Annotated in this window: 20 protein-coding genes and 1 pseudogene; 8 read left to right on the forward strand and 13 right to left on the reverse strand. The window is 63.7% G+C overall.

Annotated elements, in window-relative coordinates:
* Positions 1–328, forward strand: a 328-nt coding sequence (locus K0F86_RS04675) for a hypothetical protein (RefSeq protein WP_219133197.1), incomplete at its 5' end; no start/stop codon positions are given.
* 193 nt (positions 329–521) lie between these two features.
* Here K0F86_RS04675 and K0F86_RS04680 read toward each other — a convergent pair.
* Positions 522–1,262 (reverse strand): GntR family transcriptional regulator, encoded by a 741-nt coding sequence (locus K0F86_RS04680; protein ID WP_219133198.1) that lies wholly within the window; start codon positions 1,260–1,262, stop codon positions 522–524.
* A 454-nt stretch (positions 1,263–1,716) separates the two neighbouring features.
* Between K0F86_RS04680 and K0F86_RS04685 the strand changes: the two genes are divergently transcribed.
* The 3 genes from K0F86_RS04685 (at position 1,717) to K0F86_RS04695 (ending at position 6,872) form a co-directional block, all read left to right on the forward strand.
* Positions 1,717–4,326, forward strand: a complete 2,610-nt coding sequence (locus K0F86_RS04685) for a TonB-dependent receptor (RefSeq protein WP_257572004.1) — start codon at positions 1,717–1,719, stop codon at positions 4,324–4,326.
* Between the two features lie 123 nt (positions 4,327–4,449).
* Positions 4,450–5,763 carry a glycoside hydrolase family 18 protein gene (locus K0F86_RS04690; RefSeq protein ID WP_219133200.1) on the forward strand — a complete coding sequence of 438 codons (1,314 nt, stop codon included), beginning with the start codon at positions 4,450–4,452 and terminating at the stop codon, positions 5,761–5,763.
* The gene (locus tag K0F86_RS04695; RefSeq protein ID WP_219133201.1) at positions 5,760–6,872 is read left to right on the forward strand and encodes an acyltransferase family protein; all 1,113 of its coding nucleotides are present in this window, start codon (positions 5,760–5,762) and stop codon (positions 6,870–6,872) included. Before K0F86_RS04690 ends, K0F86_RS04695 begins: the two co-directional genes overlap by 4 nt.
* Positions 6,873–6,874: 2 nt before the next feature.
* On the opposite strand, the gene K0F86_RS04700 is transcribed toward K0F86_RS04695, so the two are convergent.
* The 12 genes from K0F86_RS04700 to K0F86_RS04755 all read right to left on the reverse strand — a co-directional run bounded on the left by K0F86_RS04700 (position 6,875) and on the right by K0F86_RS04755 (position 19,964).
* Positions 6,875–8,065 carry a DUF5009 domain-containing protein gene (locus K0F86_RS04700; protein ID WP_219133202.1) on the reverse strand — a complete coding sequence of 397 codons (1,191 nt, stop codon included), beginning with the start codon at positions 8,063–8,065 and terminating at the stop codon, positions 6,875–6,877.
* An 80-nt stretch (positions 8,066–8,145) separates the two neighbouring features.
* Positions 8,146–9,462, reverse strand: coding sequence for a hypothetical protein (locus K0F86_RS04705; protein WP_219133203.1), 1,317 nt, complete (start codon positions 9,460–9,462; stop codon positions 8,146–8,148).
* A 159-nt stretch (positions 9,463–9,621) separates the two neighbouring features.
* On the reverse strand, positions 9,622–10,755 hold the full coding sequence (locus K0F86_RS04710; RefSeq protein ID WP_219133204.1) for an ABC transporter ATP-binding protein: 1,134 nt from the start codon (positions 10,753–10,755) through the stop codon (positions 9,622–9,624).
* Between the two features lie 14 nt (positions 10,756–10,769).
* Positions 10,770–12,107, reverse strand: coding sequence for an MFS transporter (locus tag K0F86_RS04715; protein WP_219133205.1), 1,338 nt, complete (start codon positions 12,105–12,107; stop codon positions 10,770–10,772).
* 57 nt (positions 12,108–12,164) lie between these two features.
* Positions 12,165–13,175 (reverse strand): glycoside hydrolase family 3 N-terminal domain-containing protein, encoded by a 1,011-nt coding sequence (locus K0F86_RS04720; protein WP_219133206.1) that lies wholly within the window; start codon positions 13,173–13,175, stop codon positions 12,165–12,167.
* On the reverse strand, positions 13,172–14,008 hold the full coding sequence (locus tag K0F86_RS04725; RefSeq protein WP_219133207.1) for a carbohydrate ABC transporter permease: 837 nt from the start codon (positions 14,006–14,008) through the stop codon (positions 13,172–13,174). Before K0F86_RS04725 ends, K0F86_RS04720 begins: the two co-directional genes overlap by 4 nt.
* A gap of 2 nt (positions 14,009–14,010) precedes the next feature.
* On the reverse strand, positions 14,011–14,880 hold the full coding sequence (locus K0F86_RS04730; protein WP_219133208.1) for a carbohydrate ABC transporter permease: 870 nt from the start codon (positions 14,878–14,880) through the stop codon (positions 14,011–14,013).
* A gap of 7 nt (positions 14,881–14,887) precedes the next feature.
* Positions 14,888–16,144, reverse strand: a complete 1,257-nt coding sequence (locus K0F86_RS04735) for an ABC transporter substrate-binding protein (RefSeq protein WP_219133209.1) — start codon at positions 16,142–16,144, stop codon at positions 14,888–14,890.
* Positions 16,145–16,242: 98 nt separating this feature from the next.
* Entirely contained in the window at positions 16,243–17,256 is a 1,014-nt protein-coding gene (locus K0F86_RS04740; RefSeq protein WP_096234196.1) for an SIS domain-containing protein, read from the reverse strand.
* Positions 17,246–18,358 carry an N-acetylglucosamine-6-phosphate deacetylase gene (gene nagA / locus K0F86_RS04745; protein WP_219133210.1) on the reverse strand — a complete coding sequence of 371 codons (1,113 nt, stop codon included), beginning with the start codon at positions 18,356–18,358 and terminating at the stop codon, positions 17,246–17,248. The genes K0F86_RS04740 and nagA overlap by 11 nt, the downstream gene beginning before the upstream one ends.
* Positions 18,355–19,089: a GntR family transcriptional regulator gene (locus tag K0F86_RS04750; RefSeq protein ID WP_219133211.1), complete on the reverse strand. Its 735-nt coding sequence runs from the start codon at positions 19,087–19,089 to the stop codon at positions 18,355–18,357. The genes nagA and K0F86_RS04750 overlap by 4 nt, the downstream gene beginning before the upstream one ends.
* A 2-nt stretch (positions 19,090–19,091) precedes the next feature.
* Positions 19,092–19,964, reverse strand: a complete 873-nt coding sequence (locus K0F86_RS04755; protein ID WP_219133212.1) for a BadF/BadG/BcrA/BcrD ATPase family protein — start codon at positions 19,962–19,964, stop codon at positions 19,092–19,094.
* Positions 19,965–20,311: 347 nt separating this feature from the next.
* Between K0F86_RS04755 and K0F86_RS04760 the strand changes: the two genes are divergently transcribed.
* The 4 genes and pseudogenes from K0F86_RS04760 to K0F86_RS27350 all read left to right on the forward strand — a co-directional run.
* Positions 20,312–20,599: a hypothetical protein gene (locus tag K0F86_RS04760; RefSeq protein WP_225243407.1), complete on the forward strand. Its 288-nt coding sequence runs from the start codon at positions 20,312–20,314 to the stop codon at positions 20,597–20,599.
* 230 nt (positions 20,600–20,829) lie between these two features.
* Positions 20,830–21,354 carry a hypothetical protein gene (locus tag K0F86_RS04765; RefSeq protein WP_219133213.1) on the forward strand — a complete coding sequence of 175 codons (525 nt, stop codon included), beginning with the start codon at positions 20,830–20,832 and terminating at the stop codon, positions 21,352–21,354.
* Positions 21,355–21,405: 51 nt separating this feature from the next.
* Positions 21,406–23,043, forward strand: coding sequence for an AAA family ATPase (locus K0F86_RS04770; RefSeq protein ID WP_219133214.1), 1,638 nt, complete (start codon positions 21,406–21,408; stop codon positions 23,041–23,043).
* Between the two features lies 1 nt (position 23,044).
* A pseudogene (locus tag K0F86_RS27350) lies at positions 23,045–23,379 on the forward strand (hypothetical protein); the annotation flags it as partial.

Genomic DNA, 23,379 nt, shown 5'->3' on the forward strand with positions numbered 1-23,379 from the left:
GGCGCAGGCGATGCTGGTGCCGGCCTGGGATTTCCAGCTCGATGCCTGGATGGGCGCGCGCATGACCGTCGTGCGCGGCGTGGAAAACGGTTATGCCGTGCTGCGCGCGGCGCGCGAGGGTATGTTGACGGTCAGCGATGCGTATGGACGGGTGCTGGCGGAACGGGCCAGCAGCGCCATGCCGGGCAGCACCTTGCTGGCGCCACTGCCGGCGGCGCTGCCTGTGGCAACCTGGGCCGGCTGGCTGGGGCCGCTGTTCGGCTGGCTGTGCGTGGCGCTGGGCGTGATCCTGCTGTGCGTGGGGCACCGCGCCGCGCCTTCTGCCTGAGGGAAAATGTCAGGTTTTGCTGCAATGCGCAAAACCGCATTGCACGGCCCCTTTTATATTCTCCGTACGCAGGCCCCCTAATCGCCGCCGATTAATTCACCATGCCGGTGCAATATATCGGCGCGGTGCCGGCATATATATTGCACTGCAATAAGTGGTGTTATCTGGTATTGATTAATTCGGGCGGCTGGTATTAATTGGTACTTAATTCGGCCACGAAGTCATACATATCGCCGCGGAAGTAGGAGCGGCAAAATTCCACGGCGCGGCCATCGCGCAAAAAGCCCAGTCTTTCGACCGACAAACCGGCGTCGCCTTCCTCCGCCTGCAGCAGGCTGGCCTGTTCCCCCGTCAACAACAAGGCGCTGAGGCGCTGCAAGGCGCGCACGGGCCGGTTGCCCGCCAGTTCCAGCGCGTCATACATGGACACGTCGACGGCGTCGAGCGCCGGCAGGCAACTGGCGACGATGGTCGCGTACTCCAGGCACATCGGTATCTCGTCCGCATAGCGGATGCGGTGAAAGCGGTACACGGGCGCGCCCGGCGACAGCCGCAGGCGCAAGGCCTCTTCCGGCGTGACGGTGCCCTCCGCGCGCTTGAGCCACACGCTGCGGGGCGTGCGCCCGCGCGCGCGCATGTCCTCGGAAAACGAGGTCAGCTTGGCGAAATTCTTCTCGATGCGCGTATTGATGAAATTGCCCGAGCCGGGGCGCCGCACCAGCAAGCCCTCGTTGACGAGGCCATCGATGGCCTTGCGCACGGTGATGCGCGAGACGGACAGGTCGCTGGCCAGCTGGCGCTCTGCCGGCAGGGCTTCCTCGGGGCCAAGGATGCGCTTGTCGATCGCTTCGCGCAGTGCGCGCTGCAGTTGCTGGTACAGGGGCAGGCTACTCGTCTGCCCCAGGCCTTGCATGATGTGAGCCAGGGTTGTCATACGCTGAAGGTCTCCGTTACGGCGCGTTGCAGACGCGCTCTGTATCTGTTTTGTGTCGCTGGATAATACCAAAAAAGACCGTTATAAAACCAATTTGAATTATCAGGCCGGCAATTTATGCCTGGCCTCGCTGGTATTTACCCCGCTCATACGGGCTACGGATTGATTCAGCTGAAGTGGTCTGTGTGATTCAAACAACGTTATAAAAAAAAAGTTGCAACTGGTAGTGTTCTGGTATTGGATAGTAGTATATTGGCGTTGAATTGGTTTTGTAAGTGGTTGTACCGAAGGGTCTGCAGCATGCCGGCGAGAGTGGGCGGGCTGGAAAGAAGACCTACGTTAAAAATGAAAAGGTTCCAATCCTGGAGCCTAAATCAAGGGGGAGTACATGAAACGCAATTTGACAGCTAGCGGTGTAACGCGACTGACGCCTATCGCGGCAGCCGTGGGGTTGATGGTACTGGGTGCGAGTTTTGCCGCCCAGGCGCAGGAAGCAGTACAGCCGGATTCAAGTGTTGTGGTGGTAACCGGCGTGCGCGCCGCAATGGCCCAGTCGCTCAATCAAAAGCGTAATTCCGACTCCCTGGTCGAAGTCATCACGGCTGAAGACGTGGGCAAGATGCCGGACAAGAGCGTTGCCGATTCGCTGCAGCGTATCCCTGGCGTGTCCGTCGCCACGGCGGGCGGTTCCGAAGGTGGCTTTGGCGACAATGACCGCGTCAGCCTGAAAGGCACGCCATCGAATCTGACCTTGACCACCCTCAACGGTCACACCGTGTCGAGCGGCGACTGGTATATCTCGAATATCACGGGCGGTGGCCGCAGCGTCAGCTACTCCATGTTCCCGTCCGAGCTGATCGGTCGCGTGACTGTGCACAAGAGTTCGCAAGCCGACCTGATCGAAGGCGGCGCCGCCGGCAATGTCAATATCGAAACCCGCAAGCCCTTGAGTTTCAAGAAGAATTTGACACTGATGGGTTCGATCGAAGGCGCTTACACGGAATCGTCCAAGAAAACCGACGTGCAAGTCAGCGGCTTGATCAACTGGAAAAACGAAGCCAACGACCTGGGCATCTTGCTGCAGGTGTTTGATGAGAAACGCACCTTGCGTCGTCAGGGCCAGGAATTCCTGTGGTGGGAAAAACTCGACAACTCGAATGCGAAAGCCTGGATTGCCGCCAATCCTGGCATCGAGGGCAAGTACCTGTCCCTCCTGACGGGTTCCTCGCTGTTCGAGCAAAAGCGCGAGCGCAAGGGCGGCTCGCTGGACATCGAATACAAGGTGTCGAACGACCTGAGCTTCAACGTCAACGGTTTCTATACCCGCCTCGATGCGGACAACGTCAATACCAACTTCATGCTGGCGCCGTATCAAGTCCTGACGAATAACTGGAGCAATGTGGGCGGCGCCATCCCGTCGTCGTACACGCTCAAGGGCAACACGATTACGTCGATCGCCTTCCCGTCGAAGTGCCCGGTCGCCGATTGCTCGGCCATGGGCGCTTCGGTGCAAGACATCATTGCCCGTCCAGGCTCTTACAGCGATTCGAAATTTGTCGACTTTAACTTCAAGTACCGCGCCAACGCCAATCTGAAGTTTACTGGCCAGGTTGGTACCACGCGCGGTACGGGCCATGCCCGCGACTACGCGTATGAAGGCTGGTTGGCCTATTCGGGCAGCAGTCTGACCACGCATGGCATCGATGCGCCGGCCAATGTCGTCATCGACAATGCCGCGACGTTGAATCCGCGCACCGGTGCCCCGTTCTTCTCCGGTTGGGCAACGGACGTCACCACGCGCGACAAGGAAAACTATGGCCAGGTCGACGGCGCCTACAGCACCGTATGGGATGCCGTGCCGACCATCCGTTTTGGCCTGCGCACCGCCAAGCATGACCGTTCCCTGACCTGGCTCGCAGGTGCCTATCCGGAGGCCGCCGGCCTGCTGGAAAATGTGCCGAAAGGCTTGACGAGCTATCCGACCAGTCCGTTGCCTAACGTGCTGCAGAACCCCTGGACCTTCAGCGGTTCCTCGATGAAGGAGTGGGGCGACAAGTACGCGACGTTCAGCAAGCATGCTTACCAGAGCGAATTCCAGATGACGGAAAAGGCCAATGCCGCCTACGTCATGGGTGACCTGAACTTTGCCGACGTGCAAGGTAACTTCGGCGTGCGTTATGTCAAGACCCAGATCGATGTGGCGAATGCATCGCCGAACGACGTGTGGAAACCGACCCTCAGCTCGAATACCTACAACAACTTCCTGCCGAGCGTGAACTTGCGCACGGACCTGGCGAAGAATGTCGTGCTGCGCGGCGCGGCCAGCCGCACCATGGCGCGTCCTGACTTTGGTGCCCTGGGTGCCTTGAGCCTGAACGACTTGACGATGTCCGGTTCCGGCGGCAATCCGAACCTGAAGCCGATCATGTCGAACAACGTCGATGCGGGCGTGGAATGGTACTTCATGCCGAAGTCGCTGATCGCGGTGAACCTGTATCAGATGAAACTGGGTTCGTATGTCACCTACGGTTCGTCGGTGACGAAGTTCTACAACGCAACTCTCGGTCGCGTAACCGACTACAACATGAGCGCCGCCATCAATACCAAGGCGCGCGTGCGTGGCGTGGAACTGCAGTACACCCAGGACCTGAGCAATGGTTTCGGCTTCAGCGCCAACTACACCTATGCTGACGGCAAGGAAACGCAAGCGGCGCCAAAATCGGCTTGCGCCGATGAAGGCAACTGCGATATGGTCGGCACGTCGAAGAACTCGTACAACCTGTCGGGCTTCTTTGAAAACGCCAAATGGAGTGCGCGCCTGAACTACAGCTTCCGTTCCGCCTTCCTGAATGGCCTGGATCGCAAGAGCGCCATTTACCAGGATGATGTCGGCACCGTTTCGGCTTCCATCAACTACAACATCAACGAGTTCCTGACCCTGTCGCTGGAAGGCAAGGACTTGAACGATCCGCTGTTGAAGTCGTATGCGTCGACCAAAGACCAGCCGCGCGCGTTCTACAAGAACGGCCGCCAGGTATTCTTTGGCCTGCGCGGCAAGATGTAAGACGTTTTACTTGGTTAATGCCTCCCGGCGGACACCCGGGATGGCATGACAATGGCGGAGCGCAGCTGGCTCCGCCATTTTTTTATTGCAAGATGGTTTTCTTTATATGGTGGGATACCTCCGATGACATTACACGCAATGCTGGCTTGCTTCGCCTGCGCGCTGCCACTGGCCGCCTCTGCCGCTCCTGCCGCGCCGACCTTCGCGCCGGAAGTGGTGGCGTATTATCCCGGCTGGAAATCGGCCGATTTTCCCGTTAACGAGCACAATATTCGCGCTGGCAATGTCAGCCTGATCCAGTACGCGTTCGCCGACATTTGCTGGGATGGCGAACATGGCAACCCGGCGCCCGAGGGCGGTGGCGTGAGCGCCTGCCTGGATGCGCAGGGCCAGCCGTCCCGGCCGGCCAATGGCAGCATTGTGCTGCCGGCGCCGCAAGCCGATGCCGACAACTTGCGCAAGCTTAATGCGCTCAAGCAAAGTCATCCACGGCTGCGCGTCCTGCTGTCGGTGGGCGGCTGGATCTGGTCGAACCGCTTTTCGGACGTGGCCGCCACGCCGGCCGCGCGCCAGGCATTCATCGCTTCCGCGCTGGAACTGGTGCGCCGGCATGGCCTCGATGGCGTCGATATCGACTGGGAACATCCGGCCACGGGGGGCATTCCCTGTATCGAAGGCAAAGTCTGTCATCGCGGCGACGACAAGGAAAACTATGTGCGCCTGGCCACCGAACTGCGCAGCGCCTTTGACCAGGCTGGCAAGCAGGCGGCTGGCCGCCATTACCTGATCACCATCGCCGCTGGCGCGCATGCCAGCCTGAGCGATGACAGCGACGCCGCGCCGGGCTGGATCGTCCGCCTGGCGGCGCAGCTGGACTGGATCAACCTGATGACGTATGACTACCGCGGCGTGTGGGATGCCGAAAATGGCCAACTGGCACCCCTGTATGCCGACCCGGCCGATCCGCAGCGCGACAAACATTTGTATGCGGACGCCACCGTGACGCGCTTCCTGCGCGCCGGCGTGCCTGCCGCCAAGCTGGTGCTGGGCGTGCCCTTCTATGGCTATGGCTGGAAGCAGTGCGCCGCCGGTCCCCATGGCGATGGCCTGTACCAGGCGTGCCAGGGCGCGGCCAGCGGCAATGACGCCACGCCGACCTTCACTTACCGGCATCTGCTGGAGCAAGGCTACCTGGTCGATGGCAAGGGCGCGCGCGGCTTCCAGCGCCATTGGAATGCCGCGTCGCAAGTACCGTATCTGTACAACCGCGACAGCGGCGTCTTCATCAGCTATGAAGATGCGCAGTCGGTGGCCCATAAAGTGCGCTATATCCGCGACAAGGGTTTGCGCGGCGGCATGTTCTGGGAATTGAGCGGCGATGCGCAGCAGGTGCTGGGCACGGCCCTGGCGCCCATCCTGAAAGGGGCGCAGCCATGAACCAGCGCTACCTCGCCCTCGACGTCCTGCGCGGCCTGACCGTGGCCCTGATGATCGTCGTCAATACACCCGGTGACTGGGGCAGCGTGTATGCGCCGTTCCTGCATGCCGAATGGCATGGTTTTACGCTGACGGACCTGGTCTTTCCCAGCTTTTTGTTTGTCGTCGGCAATGCGCTGGCCTTTGCGCTGGGCAAATATGAGCACCTGGGCCATGGCGCCGTGCTGGCCAAGCTGTGCCAGCGCAGCGCGCTGATCTTTCTGCTGGGCTTTCTGCTGTACTGGTTCCCCTTCTTCAAGCTCGATGATGCGGGCCAGTTCGCCTGGTCGCCGCTGTCGCACACGCGCATCCCCGGCGTGCTGCAGCGCATCGCCGTGTGCTACCTGGCCGCCGCCCTGATCCTGCATTACTGGAAGACACGGGGCGCGCTGGTCTTTTGCGCCTGCGCCTTGCTCGGCTACTGGGCCATCCTCGCGACCTGGGGCGACTATACGCTGCACGGCAACGCGCCGGCCAAGCTCGATCTGTTCCTGCTCGGCGACAATCATCTGTATCACGGCGAAGGCCTCGCCTTCGACCCGGAAGGCGTGCTCGGCACCTTGCCGGCCATCGTCAATGTGATTGCCGGCTATCTGGCGGGCAGCTTTTTGCGCCAGGCGACGCCGGCACGGCTGCGCTCCAGCTTGCTTCAACTGGCCGTGGCCGGCGTCATCTGCGTGGCCGTGGCCCTGTGCTGGAACGAGGTGTTTCCGATCAACAAGAAGCTGTGGACCAGCTCTTACGTGATGCTGGGCATCGGCCTGGACTTGCTGCTGCTGGCGCTGCTGATGTTCATCATCGACGTGCGCAAGATCACGGGCTGGACGTATTTTTTTGAAGTCTTCGGCAAGAACACCCTGTTCATCTACCTGGTGTCGGAAGTGCTGGTGATCATCGCGTTTACCGTGCGCATCGGCAGCGTCAACCTGTACCAGTGGCTGTACCAGCAGTGGTTTACAGGCTGGGCGCCGGCGCGCGTGGGTTCGCTGCTGTTTGCCGTCAGCTTCATGCTGCTGTGCTGGCTGATCGCCTACGCCATGGACAAGCGCAAGATTTATATCAAGGTCTAGCGCTAGAACTTCAGCTTCAGGCCGTAACGCGTGGCCAGCGCGGTGAAGAGCAGCATCAGGGCGGTGACGGCGGCGGCATTCCACAGGCCGGCCGCGCCGCCCGTCTCCAGGTAGGGCCACCAGAAGCGCGGCAGGTGCAGCACGGCCGCCAGTTGCTGCCACAGGTCGGGCACGATGTAGGCGAACAGGGCATTGGTGCCGGCGGGCAACAGCAGCACCGCCCAGGCGCGCCAGCGCCACACATCGATGACGATGTAAAACACGAGGAACAGGGCCAGGATGAGGGCGCTGCAGACCAGGGTATACGATTCCGTCGCCGCGATCTTGTTGATGTGGTGATACGGCCGCAGCAGCAGGCCGGCCGCCAGCAGGCCCAGCGCGAACCACGCCATGAAACGGATGCGCTGCCCATGGCTCAGGGCCGCGTCGCGCAGGAACAGCTGGCCCACCAGGGTGCCGGCCAGCACGTTGGCCGCCGTCGAACCGAGCACTTGCGGCACATTGACGATGGCATTGATGCCTGCCGGCAGGAAATCGAGACTGCCCGCCGTGCCGCCCATGTACAGCACGAGCAGCAGGGCAAACATGCCCATCAGCGCCGTGCCGCTGCCCCGGCACGCCAGGTACAGCAAGCTGCACAGCAGATAAGACCAGCCTATCATGCCGAGGATGCCCCACCATGACGGTTGCAGCCAGGTGCTGGAAAACTCGCTATTTAATTCGCCGCGGAACGTCGCCAGCAGGAACAACATCAGCACGCCGCCGGCGGCCAGTTCCAGCTTGCCCGCGCCCTGGCGCCACAGCAGCATCATGGCCATATAAAACAGAAGCAAGTACACGGCCTGCGGCAGCAGCGCCGCCTGCGCATCGTAGCGGTAGGCATTCGCCAGCACCACGCCGGCCAGCATCAGGCTGGCGGAGCGCCACAGCAAACGCCCCAGCAAGGCTGGCGTGACGTGGCCGCAATGGCGCTGCAAGGCCAGCGGTATGGCCATGCCCACCATGAACAGAAAGCCGGGAAAGACCAGGTCGGGCACGCTGATGCCATCGGCGCGCGGTCCCGCATGTTCGAGCCAGAAGGCAATGCCTGGCATGCCGGCCAGGTAGTTGACCCAGATCATGGTGACGATCACGCAGCCGCGGAAGGCGTCCAGGCTGATCAGGCGTTCGGCGGGGGAGGTCGATGGCGGCATGGAAGGATGAGAAAAGGTCGAAAAAAAAGCAGCCCCGGCCTGAGCCGGGAACCGCTTTGCGCATGGTGCGGGAGCAGGAATTACTGCGCCGCTGCTGCCGGTGCCGCCGCTGCCGTGGCAGGACGGTTCAGCCACAGGATCCAGTAGCGGGCCAGGTCGCCCACGCCGTCGCCGCCCTTGACCGTTTCCAGGACCTTGATGGCTTCATCTTTCTTGCCGGCCATGGCGTAGGAATAGCCGAGGCGCAGTTTGGCGTCTTCAGGACGCTTCAAGCCGCCCTTGGCGATGCCTTTCTGGATCAGGTCGATACCTTTGTCGAACTGGTCCATCGTCACGAAGGCGTAACCGAGGTTGATCAAGCCCGTGCCATCCTTGCTCTTCATGGCCGAGGCTTCGCCGCTGGCGATGTTTTTCGCATCGTCGGCGGCAGCCTTGTTGGCTTGATCGCGCAGTTTCTTGTGCTTGGCGGCATTCGCACCCGTGCCCAGCACACCTTTGGCAAAGCCCGCGTCGAGGACTTTTTTCGCTTCCGTCGGGAAGGCGTTCTGCAAGGCGATTTCAGCCATGTCGCTGTAATCTTGCGGTGGCATGGTGCCCACGGCCTTGAATTGCAGGCGCAGCACGTCGAGTGCGAAGCGGTCCGAATAGCCGGCCTTGCCTTGCGTGCGGCTCAGCAAATCGCTCCAGTAGTCATCCGACGGGTAGTAGCGCACCAGGTTTTCCATGGCGACCAGGTAGGTGGCCGGGTCCTTGCTTTTCGAGCCCGTATTGGCCAGCAATTGCAGTTCTTCGAGGGTCGGCGTCTTGCCCGCCTGCTGCTTGGCCGTCAGGTCGGCCATCAGTTCCTGTTTCGCGCGCGCGAAATCGTTGCTGAAGTAGTAGGCGCGGATGATGTAGGGACGCACGGTGGCCACGTCGCCTGTTTCCGTTTGGTAACGGGTGAACCACTTGATGGCGTTCGGATAATCCTTGGCGTTGTAGTGGTAGTTCGCCAGCGCCTGGATGAAGTCGCCCTGGGCTTTCTTGTCCAGCTTGCCCGATTCGATCACCGCTTCCAGTGCCGTCATGGCCATGGCCGCATTGTTGGTGGTGGAAGCCAGCGCCACGCGCAGGCGGTTCAGCACGAACAATTCGTAGGGCGTCAGGGCGGGAATGGCGGCGGCCTGGTCGATGCGGCTTTGCACGTCGGCGTAGTTTTTCGCATCCATCGAGGCTTTTACGGCGGTCGGATCGAGCAGTTTGAATACTTCAGGACGTACCGTGTCTGCGGGCACGGCGGCGGGCGCACCGGCGGTAGCGGCTGGCTTGGCATCCTGCGCGTGCGACAGTGTTGGCAGGACGTTCAGGCCGATGGCGGCCAGGATCAGGCTGAGACGGGCAAGACGGAATTGGGACATGGGTTATCCTTCAATCAATAACAAAAATACGCACCTGCAGTGGCAGCCGCAACATCGCGCAGCAGCCTCGCAAAGGGGCAGGGAAGCTCGAAAAAATACATTTCCGCCAGTCTGCCTGCATAAGACAAACAGAAACGGCATGATACAGAGCGGCTATTGTCACATAAACGGCTGAGCGGGTGCGGCAAACGTGCGCGCCAGTGCTTGCCCTGCGGCATCGAACAGCAGGCAGCGCTGCGGCGGCAAATGCAGGCGCATGGCGTCGCCCGCCCGGCGCACGCCATCCTCGGCCGGCAGCTTGACGGCCAGCATGTCGTTTACGCCCGGCATGCTGGCGTAAACGATGGCCACGTCGCCCAGGTATTCGACATGGCTGACACTGGCATCGATCACGTTGTTGTTCTCTGTCTCCCTGTGCTGCAGGCTGACATGCTCGGCGCGCACGCCCAGGGTCAGCTGCTCGCCCGGCGCCACGGCGTCACCGTGCGCCTCGACTTCGATCACGGCGCCGCCGGGCAGGCGCACGGCCACCGAACCGGGGCCGCAGGCGACGGCCTCGCAGGCGATGAAGTTCATCTTCGGCGCGCCCAGGAAGCCGGCCACGAACAGGTTGCCGGGATGGTTATATAGCGCGTGCGGACTGCCCACCTGCTCGATGCGCCCGCCGTTGAAGACGACGATGCGCTCGCCCAGGGTCATGGCCTCGACCTGGTCGTGCGTGACGTAGATCATGGTGGTTTTGAGTTCCTGGTGCAGGCGCGAAATCTCCACGCGCATCTGCACGCGCAGCGAGGCGTCGAGGTTCGACAGCGGCTCGTCGAACAGGAAGACCTTGGGTTTGCGCACGATGGCGCGGCCGATGGCCACGCGCTGGCGCTGGCCGCCCGACAGGTCCTTCGGTTTGCGTTTGAGCAAAGGCGTGATCTGCAGGATCTCGGCCGCGCGCTCGACGGCGGCGCGCACCTCCGCCTTCTTGTGCCCGGCCAGGCTGAGGGCGAACGCCATGTTCTCGTACACCGTCATGTGCGGATACAGGGCATAGCTCTGGAAGACCATGGCCAGGCCCCGCTCGGCCGGCGCGATGTCGTTGGCCAGCTTGCCGCCGATATGCAGCTCGCCGTCCGTGATGTCTTCCAGCCCGGCGATCATGCGCAGCAGGGTCGATTTGCCGCAACCGGACGGCCCCACGAAGACGACGAATTCACCGTCGCGGATATCGAGGTCGATGCCGTGGATGACCGGGTGCTTGTCGTCGTACAGCTTGACGATATTCTTTAAAACGATATGTGCCATGGGGTGAGTGATTCCTAGCTGGCGCTGGCCGGCGCGGAAGTGGCGCCGGCATCAGATGGGTCGGAGGTATCCTTCGGGCCGATGCGCATGAAGCGCGACAGGATCAATACGGGCACGGCCGACACCAGCACCCACAGGAAAAAGGTCTTGTAGCCGAGCGCCGTCTGGATGTCGCCGCTGATCATCTTGAACAGCACGAAGCCCAACTGCATCACGCCCGTGGCGAACGCATAGTGGGCCGTCTGGTACTTGCCGACGGAGACCACCTGCATCATGAACAGGATCAGGCCGACGAAGCCGAAGCCATAGCCGAACATTTCCACGCTCAGTGCGGCCGTGATCAGGGTCAGGTCGGTGGGCATGCTGTGGCTCAGGTAATAGAACACCAGGTTCGGCAAATTCATGGCCAGGATCAGGAAGAACATGGCGCGCTTCAGGCCCAGCCACGACGTGAAGTAGCCGCCGCCTATGCTGCCCAGCAAAAAGGCCACAGTGCCGGCCGTGCCGTACACGGCGCCCACTTCCGTCGTCGACAGGCCCAGGCCGCCCAGCTCGCGCGCTTCGCGCAGGAACAGCGGGCCGATGGTCTGCACTTGCGCCTCGCCGGCGCGGAACAGGATGATGAAGGCGATCATGCCCCAGATGCCCGGTTTTTTCAGGAAGTCCACCAGCACGTCCCACAGGGTGCGGCTGATGCCTGCCACGCTCTTGTCGGCCACGGCCGCATTGCGCACCTGCGGCAGCGCCCACAGGTGGTACGCGGCCAGCGACAGCATCATGGCGCCGATGATCAGGAAGATGACCGACCAGGCAGGCTTGACGCCGATATTTTTTTCCAGGTAACCGGCCAGGATCACCAGGCCGCCCAGCGAGATGAATTTGCCCGCATTGAAGAAGGCGCCCTGCCAGCCCGCGTAGGCCGCCTGCTGCTTGTCGGACAGGCTGGCGATGTACAGGCCGTCGCAGACGATGTCGTGCGTCGACGAGGCCAGCGCGGCGACGAACAGCACGGCGATGCAGGCGGCGAACCACAGCGGCGTTTGCAGCGCCAGCGCGATCAGGCCCAGGCTCAGGCCGCCAAGGAACTGGAACAGCACCACCATGGTCTTCTTGCTCGACGCCAGCTCCAGGAAGGGGCTCCACAGCGACTTGAAGACCCAGGCAAAGCCGATCAGGCCCGTCCAGCGGGCGATCTGGTCGTTCGGCACGCCCATGCTCTTGAACATCAGGCCGGCCACCAGCGCGACCGCGTAAAATGGCAGGCCCTGGGCGAAGTACAAGGTGGGCACCCACGAAATCGGGCTGCGGACGCCGCCCTGGCTACGGTTGCTGCTGCTGGTCTTGTCGGTCATGGATGCTTCCTCGGGTCGTCTTGAAAGTGCGGTTTGATTCGGTGGCAAGGGCGGCGCTCACTGGCAGCGTCGCCTGGCCTCGGCCATGATGATGCGGTCGGCCGCCTCCTGCGCGTACACGCCGCTGGCGGCCGGGTAGCGTGCGGCCATGGCCGCCAGGCGCTGCAGCCGCGCGCCCACCGCTTGCAGCGGCAGGGCGCCAGAGGCCAGCGCGGCGCTCACGTCGTCCAGCGCGGCCGGCAACTGCGCGGCATCGGCCAGCAGCGCCATGTCGGCGCCGGCGAGCAGGGCGCGCGCGCCGACGTGCGCGCCTTGCGCGTCGATGCCGGGCGTGAGCAGCACGCCGCCATAGCTCCACTGCTGGCGCAGCAAGCCATGCATCACCGCGGGCGACAGGTTGGCGGGCTGGCTTGCGTCGAGGGCTGGATAGGCCACGTGCGCGCCCATCATCGAGGCCGTCCGCGTGGCGGCCTGGCGAAACGGCACGAAATCGTGTTCTTCCAGCTGCGAGCGGGTCTTGTCGACGCTGCGGAGCTGGCCGCCGGCGCCGTGCCGCGGCAGGTACAGCCTGGCGCAGCACGCCACGCCCTCGGCCTGGCAGCCCGCCGTCCAGGCTTGCGCCATGGCGGCCGCTTGTGCCGGATCGCCGCCAAACGCCTGCGCCGCGCCGGTGTCGAGATTGATCAGGGGCGCCAGCAGCCAGTTGATGCCCAGTGCGCGCAAGCCGCGCGCCGTCGCCGCGCCCGTGCCGTTGGCCAGCTCCGCGTCGCCAAGGGCGCACAGGTCCATGGCGCCCGGTGGCTGCGGCAGCCATGCCGGATAGGCCGAAGACACGCCGGCCGGGTCGATGGCGATCAGCGCTTGCGGACCCAGGGCACGGCGCAAGTCCGCGCTCAGGCGCGTCAGCTGCGCCGCATCGCGCAGATTGGCCGCGCGCAGGCACACGGCGCGCACGCCGCTGGCCTGCAGCCATTGCGCCGTGGCCGCATCGAGTTCGATGCCGGGGATGCCCGTCATCAGCAGCTGCCCGGCAAGCCGGCGCAGGTCGGTGGCGATGGCGGCGCTCATTTGACGGCGCCGTCCATGCCGCGCATGAAGAAGCGCTGGGTAAACAGGAATGCCAGCAAGGTCGGAACGATGGTGATCAGGGTGCCGGCGGCGATCACGCGCGTGCTGCTGCCGAACGTGCCGCGCAAATACAGCACGCCCACCGACAGGGGGAATTCATCGGGCTTGCTCATGACGATGGAGGGCCAGATGTATTCATTCCACGATTCGACGGCCGTCAGGATGCCGACGGTGGCCAGCCATGGCGTGATCAGCGGCAGCATGATGCGGCTGAAGATGACCCACTCGGAGGCGCCGTCCACGCGCGCCGCGTCGATCAGGTCTTGCGGCACTTCCTCGAACGCCTGCTTGAGCAGCAAAATGGCCACGGCCGTCACCACGTTGGGCAGGATCACGCCCGTGTAGGTGTCGACCAGGCTCATTTGCGTGATGGTGATGAAGTTGACGAGAAAATTCACCTCCGACGGCAGCACCAGCGTGGCCAGGATCAGGCCGAACACGAGTTTGCGGCCACGGAATTTCAGGCGCGCCAGCGGATACGCGGCCAAAGAGCACAGCAGCAGTTTCCAGAACACGGTGAACACGGCGATCAGCACGGAGTTCTTGAAGAACGACCAGATGGGAATCGCATTGAACACTGCGATGAAGTTCTCAAAAGACGGCGCCTTCGGCCAGAAGGTGGGCGGGAAGGCGAAGATATTGCCTTCCGTGGAAATGGCCGTCACCAGGGTCCACCAGAACGGGAAGACGCAGACGACGGCGATCGCGCACAGCACGGCATAGTGGCCCAGTATTTGCAGGCGCGTTTTCAGGGGGCGGGAACGGGTTTTCATGGTCAGCGGTGCTTCGGTTTCAAATAGCGCAGGCACAGCAGGGCGATGCCGATGCAGAACAGCGAGACGACGAAACTGGCGGCCAGCGCGCGCGGCAGTTTCAAGTGTTTGAGGCCCTGGTCGTAGGCGTAATACAGCGCCGTGAAGGTCGAGTTCATCGGGCCGCCCTGGGTCAGCACGTCGACTTCCTGGTAAGCCTTCAGGGCCGCCAGCACGGACAGGATGGAGCACAGCATGATGGTGGGGCGCAGCATCGGCACGGTGATTTTCCAGAAGCGCTGCCAGCGGTTGGCGCCATCGAGCATGGCCGCTTCCTGCATGTCCGACGGGATCGACTGCAGCGCCGCCAGGTACATCACCATGTACCAGCCCAGGCCGCGCCACAAGGTGACGAACATGACGGCGAACAGGGCCAGGCTGTCGTTCGTCAGCCAGCCCACGGGCGCGTTCACGAGTTTCAGGGTCAGCATCACGTAGTTCAAGGCGCCCTGTTCGTGGAACATGAAGCCCCACATGATGCCGACCACGGAAACGGTGGTCACCACGGGCACGTAGAAGGCGGCGCGGAACAAACGGATGCCGGGCAGGCGGTTGTTCACCAGCACGGCCAGCACGATGGCGCCCACTTGCACGAAGGGCACCATCAGCAAAAACATCAGCGAATTCTTCAGGCCCGAGACGAACATCTCGTTGTTGAAGATATAGCGGAAATTGTCGAGGCCGACGAAGCGCGTCTCGCGTATCAGGCTGTAGTCGGTGAACGCCAGCACGGAGCCGTAGCCGACGGGCCAGAAGGAAAAGGCGGCCAGCAGCAGCAGGGCCGGGGCGAGAAACAGCCAGGCTTGCAGAGTGTGGCGGTGGGCGAGTTTCATGGTGTCCTTAGTGGCGCGGCAGGGTGGCCAGCTTGCGGTTCCAGATGGCGACGGCCTGGTCCAGCGCCTGTTTCACGTCCTGCTTGCCCGTCACGCCCGCCTCGACGGCTTTTACCAGCGAGCGGCGCAATTCGTCGTAGTCGTCGATGCCGGCCACGTACAGCGTGCGCGAGTGGCCCATCGACAGGGCGCCGGCGGCGACGGCTTTCTCGGCCGCGCCCGCGTTCTGCGGCGTGGACAGAAAAAACGGGTCGGCCGCCGCCTTGATCGTGGTGGGGAAGACGCTGGCCTGCCTGGCGAATTCGAGCTGGTTGGCGTCGTTCGTCAGGAAGCGCGCGAACTTGCCGACCGATGGCAGCAGGTGCGCCGGCACGCCTTTCGGGATGGCGAAGTGCACCAGCCAGCCGCCGTCGGCGATGCCGGTGGGCCCCAGTGGCGCGGGCGCCACGTCGGTGATGGCGTAGATGTCTTTCGCATCGCCGCGGATGCGCTGCATGGCCGTGGGCGGCGCCAGCAGCATGCCCAGGCGACCGCCCTTGTAGGCGTCGATCACGGCCGGGAAATTATCTTCGGCGAACAGGCTTTCCTTCAGCAGGCCGCCAACCTTGTAGGTGTCGGCCAGTTTCTGCACCAGCGCCACGTGTCGCGGCGAATTGAAGACGGCGCGGTTATCGGTGATGACGGCCAGGCCCTGCTGCATGAACAGGCCATCGATTTTAGAGAGGGCGGGGGCGATGCCGGCCTTGCCCGTGCGTTGCGCGATCTGGCGCGCGAACGCCAGCTGTTCATCGAGGCTGGCGGGGCCGCGCGTGAGGCCCGCCTGTTTGAAGATGGCGGTATTGAAGGCGATCACCGCGACATTGCTGTACATGGGGAAGCCATAGGTGCGGCCCTTGAAGCGCAAGTCTTCCAGGGCGCTGGGAATGTAGCTGGCGCGCGCTGGCGCGATCAGGCCATCGACTTGTGTGAGCAAGCCGTCGCGCGCAAATTCATCGGCCCAGGGCACGTTCAGGCTGACCAGCGCGGGCGGCGTGCCGGCCACGATGCGCGTGACCAGCTTGGTCTGGATGATGTCCCATGGGAAGTCGATCCATTCGATTTTGATGTCGGGATTCTGCGCTTCATAGCGCGCCACCACCGCATTGAAATACGGCGTGAACTTGGGCTTCATGCTGAAGGTCCAGAATTCGATTTTCTCGGCAGCCCATGCCTGTGGCGCGAGCAGGCCCGCGCAGGCAAATGCTGCCAACAGTCTCTTGATCATTATTATTATCCTGGCGACTGACCCCGCAAGTGCCGGGGTCGGACCCTCAGGGTCCGACCCCCGTCTCTGCCTTTTGGGGGGGAGTTACTACTTGTTGCTTAGTTTGTTTTTGTTACTTTGCTCAGGTGGCGCGGCGCATCCGGGTCCATGCCGCGCGCGGCCGACAGTTTCGCCGCCATCACGTAGAAGGACTGGATGGCGACGATCGGATCGAGATCTGGCGTGGCCGCCACGGGCAGGGTCAGGTCGCGCTCGGCCACGTCGGCGGGCGCCGCCAGCAGAACCTTGGCGCCACGGCCGCGCATCTCTGTTGCCAGTTGCAGCAGGCCGGCTTGCGTCGGGCCGCGCGTGGCGAAAATCAGCAGCGGGTAGCCGTCTTCGATCAGGGCCATCGGGCCGTGCTTGATTTCGGCACCGCTGAACGCTTCGGCCTGCAGGGCCGAGGTTTCCTTGAATTTCAGCGCCGCTTCCAGCGCCACGGGGAAGCTGATGCCGCGTCCCACGACCATGATGTTACGCGCCGGTGCCAGCACATCGATCGCGGGCGACCAGTCGATGCGCGTCGCTTCGAGCAGCGCTTCGGGCAACGCTTCCAGGCCCGCCTGCAGCTCGGGGTCGTTCTGCCACTGGGCCACCATGCGCGCGCCGGCGACCAGGCTGGTGATGAAGCTTTTCGTCGCGGCGACGCTTTGTTCCTTGCCGGCGCGCAGGGGCATGGCCCATTCGGCGGCGTGCGCCAGCGGCGAATCGATGTCGTTGACGAGGGCCACGGTGGTGGCGCCGCCGTCGCGGAAGTAGCGGATCGGTTCGACCACGTCCGGGCTTTGGCCCGATTGCGAAATCGAGATGGCCAGCGTATCGCGCGTCACCAGCGGCGATTTGTTCAGGGTCACCAGCGACATCGGCAGCGAGGCGACGACACGCCCCAGGCGCGCCATGATCAGGTAGGCGACGTAGTTGCAGGCGTGGTCGGAGCTGCCGCGCGCGATGGTCAGCGCGGTCGAGAACGAGGTGCTCCTCAATTTGCGGCCCAGTTCCGCGTAGCGTTCCGTGTCGCTGGCCAGTTGCAGGGCGACGCATTCGGCGGCGGAAATGGCTTCTTTAAGCATCATTGAGGTCACAGATTTCTCCTTCTATATATACAGCTTTGAGTTTGAGATCGCGATCGAGTACCACCAGATCGGCGTAAGTGCCGGGGGCCAGCCGGCCGCGTTCTTCCAGGCCCAGGTAATCAGCGGCATTGGTCGACACGCGCTTGGACGCGTCGGCCAGGTCCAGTCCCAGTCCCACCAGGTTGCGCAGCGCCTGGTCCAGGGTCAGGGTGCTGCCCGCCAGCGTGCCGTCGGGCAGGCGCACGCCGCCCATGCATTTCTGCACGGCGTGGCGGCCCAGCATGTATTCGCCGTCCGGCATGCCGGTGGCGGCGGTCGAATCGGTGACGCAGTACAGGCGCGGGATGGCGCGCAGGGCCACCTTGATGGCGCCCGGGTGCACGTGCAGCAGGTCGGGGATCAGTTCCGCATATTCGGCGTGCGCCAGGGCTGCGCCGACCATGCCCGGCTCGCGGTGGTGCAGGCCGCTCATGGCGTTGAACAGGTGCGTAAAGCCCATGGCGCCATGCTCCAGCGCGGCCACGCCGTCCTCATAGGAGCCCAGCGTGTGGCCGATCTGCACGCGCACGCCGGCGTCGGCCAGGGCGCGCACCAGGTCCAGGTGGCCGGCGATTTCCGGCGCCACGGTGATGACGCGCAGTTTGGCCAGCGTTTGCAGGCGCTCGATTTCGGCCAGGGTGGCGGCGCGCGCGTAGTTCGGCTGCGCCCCGAGCTTGCCGGAATTGATGTACGGGCCTTCCAGGTGGGCGCCCAGCACGCGCGCCGTGTTCGGGCGGCGGTGGTTGGCGGCGATGCCGATGGCCGTCAGGGCCACGTCGATATCTTCCGGCGGCGCCGTCATGGTGGTGGCCAGGAGGCTGGTGGTGCCGTGGCGCGCGTGGATGGCCGCGATGGTGTAGACGGCTTCGCCGCCTTCCATGATGTCCTTGCCGGCGCCGCCGTGCACGTGCAGGTCGATAAAGCCGGGCAGAATATAATCGTCGCTGTTGCCTGACGGGTGGAGGGAATCACCGGTGATGCTGTCGACGCGCTCGCCGAAGGCGATGGCGCCGTGGATCCAGCCGCCGGGGGTAAGGATATTGCCTTTGATAGTGCTGCTCATCTGCGCGACTCCGCTACGAATTCATAATAATCACTGCGGCAATACGAGTGGGTCAGTTCCACCGCTGCGCCGTTGTCGAGATAACTGACACGGGTGATGTGCAGCATGGCTTCACCCGTCTTGATATTGGCCAGCTTGGCCTGTTCCGCCGTGGCGTTGACGGCGCGGATATGCTGCAGCGCGCGCATCGGGATGGTGCCGCGCGACTCCAGATAGCCGTACAGCGAATCGGTGACCTGCTGCGGGTCCGGCATGTACAGCGCGGGGATGGTGGTCGTCTCGATCGCCATCACCACTTCGTCGGCCGTGCGCAGGCGGCGCAAGCGCGCCACCGGCATGTGCGGCGACAGGCCCAGCGACAGCAGTTCCAGCGGCGCCGCCACGCCGATATCGCGCTGCAGCCAGCGCGAGCCGGCCGTGAAGCCCCGCTGGCGCAATTCTTCCGAAAAGCTCGTCAGGCGCGACAGCGGCTGCTCCAGCTTGGGCGTGATGTAGGTGCCCGAGCCGCGCCTGCGCGTCAGCATGCCCCGGTCGCACAGCATGTCGATGGCCTTGCGCGCCGTGACGCGCGAGATTTCCAGGATGTCCGATAGCACGCGCTCGGAGGGCAAGGCCTGGTTGGCGCGCCAGTCGCCGCTGGCGATGCCGTCCGACAGCATGTTCGCCAGTTGCATGTAGAGCGGCGTGTCGCTGGCGGGATTCGGTTTGAAGGCGGACAGTTTGGTCAGCATGGTCATTGCTCCTGCAAGTGCTTGCTGATCAGGCGCAGGCCGCCTGCGGCCGAGTCGCCCTGTGCCGGCACGACCAGTTGCAACAGTGCCGCCGGCAGGTAGGCCGACAAGGGCGCCGCCAGGCCGCCGCACAGGGCCACGGGCAAGGTGCCGGCCGGGTCGAGCGCCCTGGCGATGAGGGCGATCTGCTGGCCCGCGTCGTTCAGGATGGTGCGCGCCACCACGTTGCTGGCCGCATGTTCGAGCACCAGCCGCGCCAGTTGCGCGAACGTGGTCTGGCTGGCGGCCGCCAGCCACACTTGCATGGCGTTGCGCTGGCCGCCGCAGGCGTCGATGACGGCCGTGGCGAAGGCGCTGCCGGGCACGCGCCCGTCGACCACCTGCTGCGCGTGGTTGATGGCGCGCATGCCGATCCAGGCGCCGCCCGCTTCGTCGCCGGAGGGAAAGCCCCAGCCGCCCACTTCGTGGCGGCTGCCGTCCGCGTGCAGCACTTCGCCTACGCTGCCGGTGCCGATGGCAACGATGACGCCGGGCTGGCCCGCGTGCGCGCCCAGCAGGGTGGTCAGGGCATCCGATTCGAGTGCCACCAAGGCATAGCCGGGATTGTGTTCGACAAAGCTGGCGGCCCACTGCTTGTTGTGCACGCCGGCCAGGCCCAGGCCGATGGCCATACGCTGCAAGGAAGGCTGTTCCAGGCCGGCGGCGCGGAAGGCCAGGGTGACGGCATGCGCCACGGACGTCCAGGCCCGTTCGATGCCCAGACCCAGGCCGGATGGGCCGCTTTGTCCCTGCGCCAGTTCCTGGCCATCGAGGCGCGCCAGGCGTACGCGGGTGCCGCTGCCCCCGCCGTCGACGCCGATTATGTATTCGATCATGTTGTGCAGTCCCGCATATGGTTGATTGCGCCTGTCTCGTTTTTTTATTTGTCGGGCGGCGAAAAAGCTGAAGGCACTATATTGTCGCCTCGATGGCTTGTCAACAGGTATTTAAGTGGTATTAACAAATGCTTTGTGCGATGCCGCGCCATGCCCGAGGTGGTGGTTGCAAGTATTTGTTAATAAAGGGATTTTTGTGTTTCGTGAATGGTATTGAAATTGGCCTTGTTTAATGCCAATTTTTTCAGACTGGTCTATGTCTGGTGTTGCGCTATTGCTTGTATGCATGCTTGGCAAGGCGCGCCATGAAGAGTAAAGTCCGCCTTTTACACCTGAGTTGGAAGAGCATGATGAACGACAAGGCAGCAAAGAGCGAGTACTGGGACGACTGGCAGCAAGAGGCGCTGGCCGCCGGCGTGTCGGCGCCGCTGGCCAAGCTGGGCATGGAAATGATGCGCACGCACCGCAAGAACCGCTGGCCGAAGGATTTCCTGGGCCGCGAAAGCGATGGTCCGGTCATGATCGAAATGTGCCTGGAAGACGAGGCCGAAACGGAATTGTTCTTTATCGAGAACCTGTATCCCTACGATGCGGAGCTGATCGAAAAGACGCGCCGCCGCCTGTGCCTGCACTGATAGGGCGCTGATGCCTGACTGGAACGGCCGCCTTGTGCGGCCGTTTTGCTTTTCGGGTGGCATTTTCATGGGGGAGTGTCATAATGGCCCAGGCATTTTCGCCCAAGCATGGAGTAGATGATGAGCAAGGCACAGGACAGCAAGAAAGAAGCCAAGAAGGAACCGGCCAAGAGCATGAAGGAAAAGAAGGAAGCCAAGAAGGTCAAGAAAGAAGAGCGCAAGCGCTGATCATGCGCGTGCGCCGTGCATTGATGCGCCCCTGGCGTGCGCCGGCCCTGCTGGCGGCGTTCGCCTTGCTGGGCTTCGGTGTCCCCGTGTCCGGCGTGCTGGCGCAGGCCAAGCCGCCGCCGTCCACGTTCGGGCAAGTGGTGGGCAATGCCGTGCTGTGCATCGACCAGATCGACAACAAGGCCTTCTATGCCTATCTGCTGACGGCTTTCGGCCCCGCCTACAAGCATGAAGGGGGCGCCTACTGGTTCCGCACGGACGCCACCCTGTGGGGCGCGCCCGTGACCGACGTGATCGTCAGCGACGACACCAGCCCCCTCGTCTTCATGGGCGTGGTAGCCGATTCGACGCCGGAAAAGCTGGAACCGGCCATCCGCAGCGCCTCGGGCCTGCGTTTCAATAAACTCGACAATTCCGCCTTTCCTGTCCGTGGTTCCATGCCTGGCAGTAAAATCGTCTACTTCCGTAGCAAGGCGAAAGTGTATTGCGCCAAATACAAGCCGTTGCCGCCCGCCCGCACCCGCTGAGGGGTTCGGCTTGCCGCCGCGCATTTTGATCGTTTCATCCGCAGGGTCTCCATGTACACGCATTATTTCCAGCTCAAACAATCGCCGTTCTCGATCGCCCCCGATCCGCGCTACCTGTTCATGAGCGAACGCCACCGCGAAGCGCTGGCGCACCTGCTGTATGGCGTGGGCAGCGGCGGCGGTTTCGTGCTGCTGACGGGAGAAATCGGCGCCGGCAAAACCACCGTGTGCCGCTGCTTCATGGAACAGATTCCGGACAATTGCCAGCTCGCCTATATCTTCAATCCGAAACTGTCCGTCGAGGAATTGCTGCTGTCGATCTGCGAGGAATTCCGCATCGCCGTGGCGCCCGGCGTGGCCAGCGTGAAAGGTTATGTCGACGCCATCAATGCGCATTTGCTGGCCAGCCATGCGCAGGGCAAGAACAATGTGCTGATCATTGACGAAGCGCAAAACCTGTCCGCCGCCGTGCTGGAGCAGCTGCGTTTGCTGACCAACCTGGAAACGAGCGAGCGCAAGTTGCTGCAGATTATCCTGATCGGCCAGCCGGAATTGCGCGCCATGCTGGCCCGGCCCGAGCTGGAGCAGCTGGCGCAGCGCGTGATCGCCCGTTATCACCTGGGGTCGCTGACGGCGGACGAGACGGCCAGCTATATCCGCCACCGCCTGGCCGTGGCGGGCAGCACGGCGCAGACGCCGTTCGCGCCGCGCCTGATGGCGCAGATCCATGCCTTGAGCAAGGGAGTGCCGCGCCGCATCAACCTGCTGTGCGACCGCGCGCTGCTGGGTGCCTATGTGGAAAACCAGCCGCAGGTGACGCGCCAGATATTGCGCCGTGCCGCCGAGGAAGTGTTTGCGGAAGAGGGCAAGCCGGCTGCCGGACGGGGCTTGCGCTGGCCGCACGTGGCCGGCGGCGTGCTGGCCGGTGCCGTGATCACGGCCGCGCTGGCCTGGCACTTCATGCCGCACGCTGGCGTGCCCGTACCGGCGGTCACTGCACCGGCACCGGCCTTGGCCGCATCCGTGCCGGCCGCGTCCGCAGCGGTGGCCGCGCCTGTCCTTGCCAGCGTGCCGGACCGCAACGCCGTGCTGCGCCAGTTGGCCGCCCTGTGGGGCGAGCAGTTGCCGGCCGGCGACGCTTGCCAGGCGGGCGCCCGTGCCGGCCTGCGCTGTCTGCACAGCCGGGGCGGCATCGCCGAACTGCGCGTGCTCGATACTCCCGCCATGCTGCTCTTGCGCGATGGGCAAGGAGTGGAACAGCTGGCGTTGCTGACGCGCTTGCAGGGCGAGACGGCCACCTTGATGCTCGATGGCAAGCAACAAAGCCTGCCCCTGGCCCAGCTGGCGCAGCGCAGCGATGGCAGTTTTACCACCTTCTGGCGCGCCCCGCGCAGCTGGCGCGACGAAGTGCCGCTGGGCGCGCGTGGCGCTGACGTGGATTGGCTGGCGCAGCGCCTGGCGCAGCAGCGTGGCTTGCCGGCACCGGCCGCCAACCTGCCGCTCGATGCTGAGATGCAAGGCCAGCTGCGAGCTTTCCAGCAGAGCCAGAACTTGCGGGCCGATGGCCTCGCGGGTCCGAAAACGTATATACGCCTGAGGCAACTGGGTGACAACGCGGAGCCGCGCCTGAGCAGCGCAGCTCCTGCCGTGGCAGCACCCGCTGCGACGGCGATCGTGGCGGGGAAATAAGATGTCCTACATACTTGAAGCATTGAAAAAATCGCAGGCCGAGCGCCAGCTGGGCGAGTTGCCGTCGATTCACGCACCGCAAGTGCAGCTGCATGATGGCGCGGCGTCCGCTTCTGCGCGGCGCACGCCCGTGTGGCTGGCGCTGGGCGGCGTCGTCGTGGCCGTGGCTGCCGCACTGTTGCTGTGGCAGCCTTGGCAGGCGGACGCGGCGTCGCCTGCGGCCGTTGCTGTCGTGCCAGCCGTGCTGGCCCAGGCCGTGCCCGCCCCCTTGCCCGTGGCTGCCCCGCCAGCGGCGGTCGCACCCGCACCCGCGCCGCTGGCGGCCTCCGTGCCGCC

The organism is Janthinobacterium sp. UMAB-60, assembly GCF_900095235.1.
In the GTDB taxonomy this organism is placed as follows: domain Bacteria; phylum Pseudomonadota; class Gammaproteobacteria; order Burkholderiales; family Burkholderiaceae_D; genus Janthinobacterium.

Excerpts from the sequence above, each read along its gene's own strand:
- K0F86_RS04695 (WP_219133201.1), top strand. The coding sequence starts at position 5,760 with ATGAACCAGCGCTACCTCGCCCTCGACGTCCTGCGCGGCCTGACCGTG.
- nagA (WP_219133210.1), bottom strand. The coding sequence starts at position 18,358 with ATGAGCAGCACTATCAAAGGCAATATCCTTACCCCCGGCGGCTGGATC.
- K0F86_RS04740 (WP_096234196.1), bottom strand. The coding sequence starts at position 17,256 with ATGATGCTTAAAGAAGCCATTTCCGCCGCCGAATGCGTCGCCCTGCAA.
- K0F86_RS04680 (WP_219133198.1), bottom strand. The coding sequence starts at position 1,262 with ATGACAACCCTGGCTCACATCATGCAAGGCCTGGGGCAGACGAGTAGC.
- K0F86_RS04705 (WP_219133203.1), bottom strand. The coding sequence starts at position 9,462 with ATGTCCCAATTCCGTCTTGCCCGTCTCAGCCTGATCCTGGCCGCCATC.
- K0F86_RS04760 (WP_225243407.1), top strand. The coding sequence starts at position 20,312 with ATGATGAACGACAAGGCAGCAAAGAGCGAGTACTGGGACGACTGGCAG.
- K0F86_RS04750 (WP_219133211.1), bottom strand. The coding sequence starts at position 19,089 with ATGCTGACCAAACTGTCCGCCTTCAAACCGAATCCCGCCAGCGACACG.
- K0F86_RS04735 (WP_219133209.1), bottom strand. The coding sequence starts at position 16,144 with ATGATCAAGAGACTGTTGGCAGCATTTGCCTGCGCGGGCCTGCTCGCG.
- K0F86_RS04725 (WP_219133207.1), bottom strand. The coding sequence starts at position 14,008 with ATGAAAACCCGTTCCCGCCCCCTGAAAACGCGCCTGCAAATACTGGGC.
- K0F86_RS04700 (WP_219133202.1), bottom strand. The coding sequence starts at position 8,065 with ATGCCGCCATCGACCTCCCCCGCCGAACGCCTGATCAGCCTGGACGCC.
- K0F86_RS04730 (WP_219133208.1), bottom strand. The coding sequence starts at position 14,880 with ATGAAACTCGCCCACCGCCACACTCTGCAAGCCTGGCTGTTTCTCGCC.
- K0F86_RS04720 (WP_219133206.1), bottom strand. The coding sequence starts at position 13,175 with ATGAGCGCCGCCATCGCCACCGACCTGCGCCGGCTTGCCGGGCAGCTG.
- K0F86_RS04685 (WP_257572004.1), top strand. The coding sequence starts at position 1,717 with ATGGTACTGGGTGCGAGTTTTGCCGCCCAGGCGCAGGAAGCAGTACAG.
- K0F86_RS04770 (WP_219133214.1), top strand. The coding sequence starts at position 21,406 with ATGTACACGCATTATTTCCAGCTCAAACAATCGCCGTTCTCGATCGCC.
- K0F86_RS04715 (WP_219133205.1), bottom strand. The coding sequence starts at position 12,107 with ATGACCGACAAGACCAGCAGCAGCAACCGTAGCCAGGGCGGCGTCCGC.
- K0F86_RS04690 (WP_219133200.1), top strand. The coding sequence starts at position 4,450 with ATGACATTACACGCAATGCTGGCTTGCTTCGCCTGCGCGCTGCCACTG.
- K0F86_RS04765 (WP_219133213.1), top strand. The coding sequence starts at position 20,830 with ATGCGCGTGCGCCGTGCATTGATGCGCCCCTGGCGTGCGCCGGCCCTG.
- K0F86_RS04755 (WP_219133212.1), bottom strand. The coding sequence starts at position 19,964 with ATGATCGAATACATAATCGGCGTCGACGGCGGGGGCAGCGGCACCCGC.
- K0F86_RS04710 (WP_219133204.1), bottom strand. The coding sequence starts at position 10,755 with ATGGCACATATCGTTTTAAAGAATATCGTCAAGCTGTACGACGACAAG.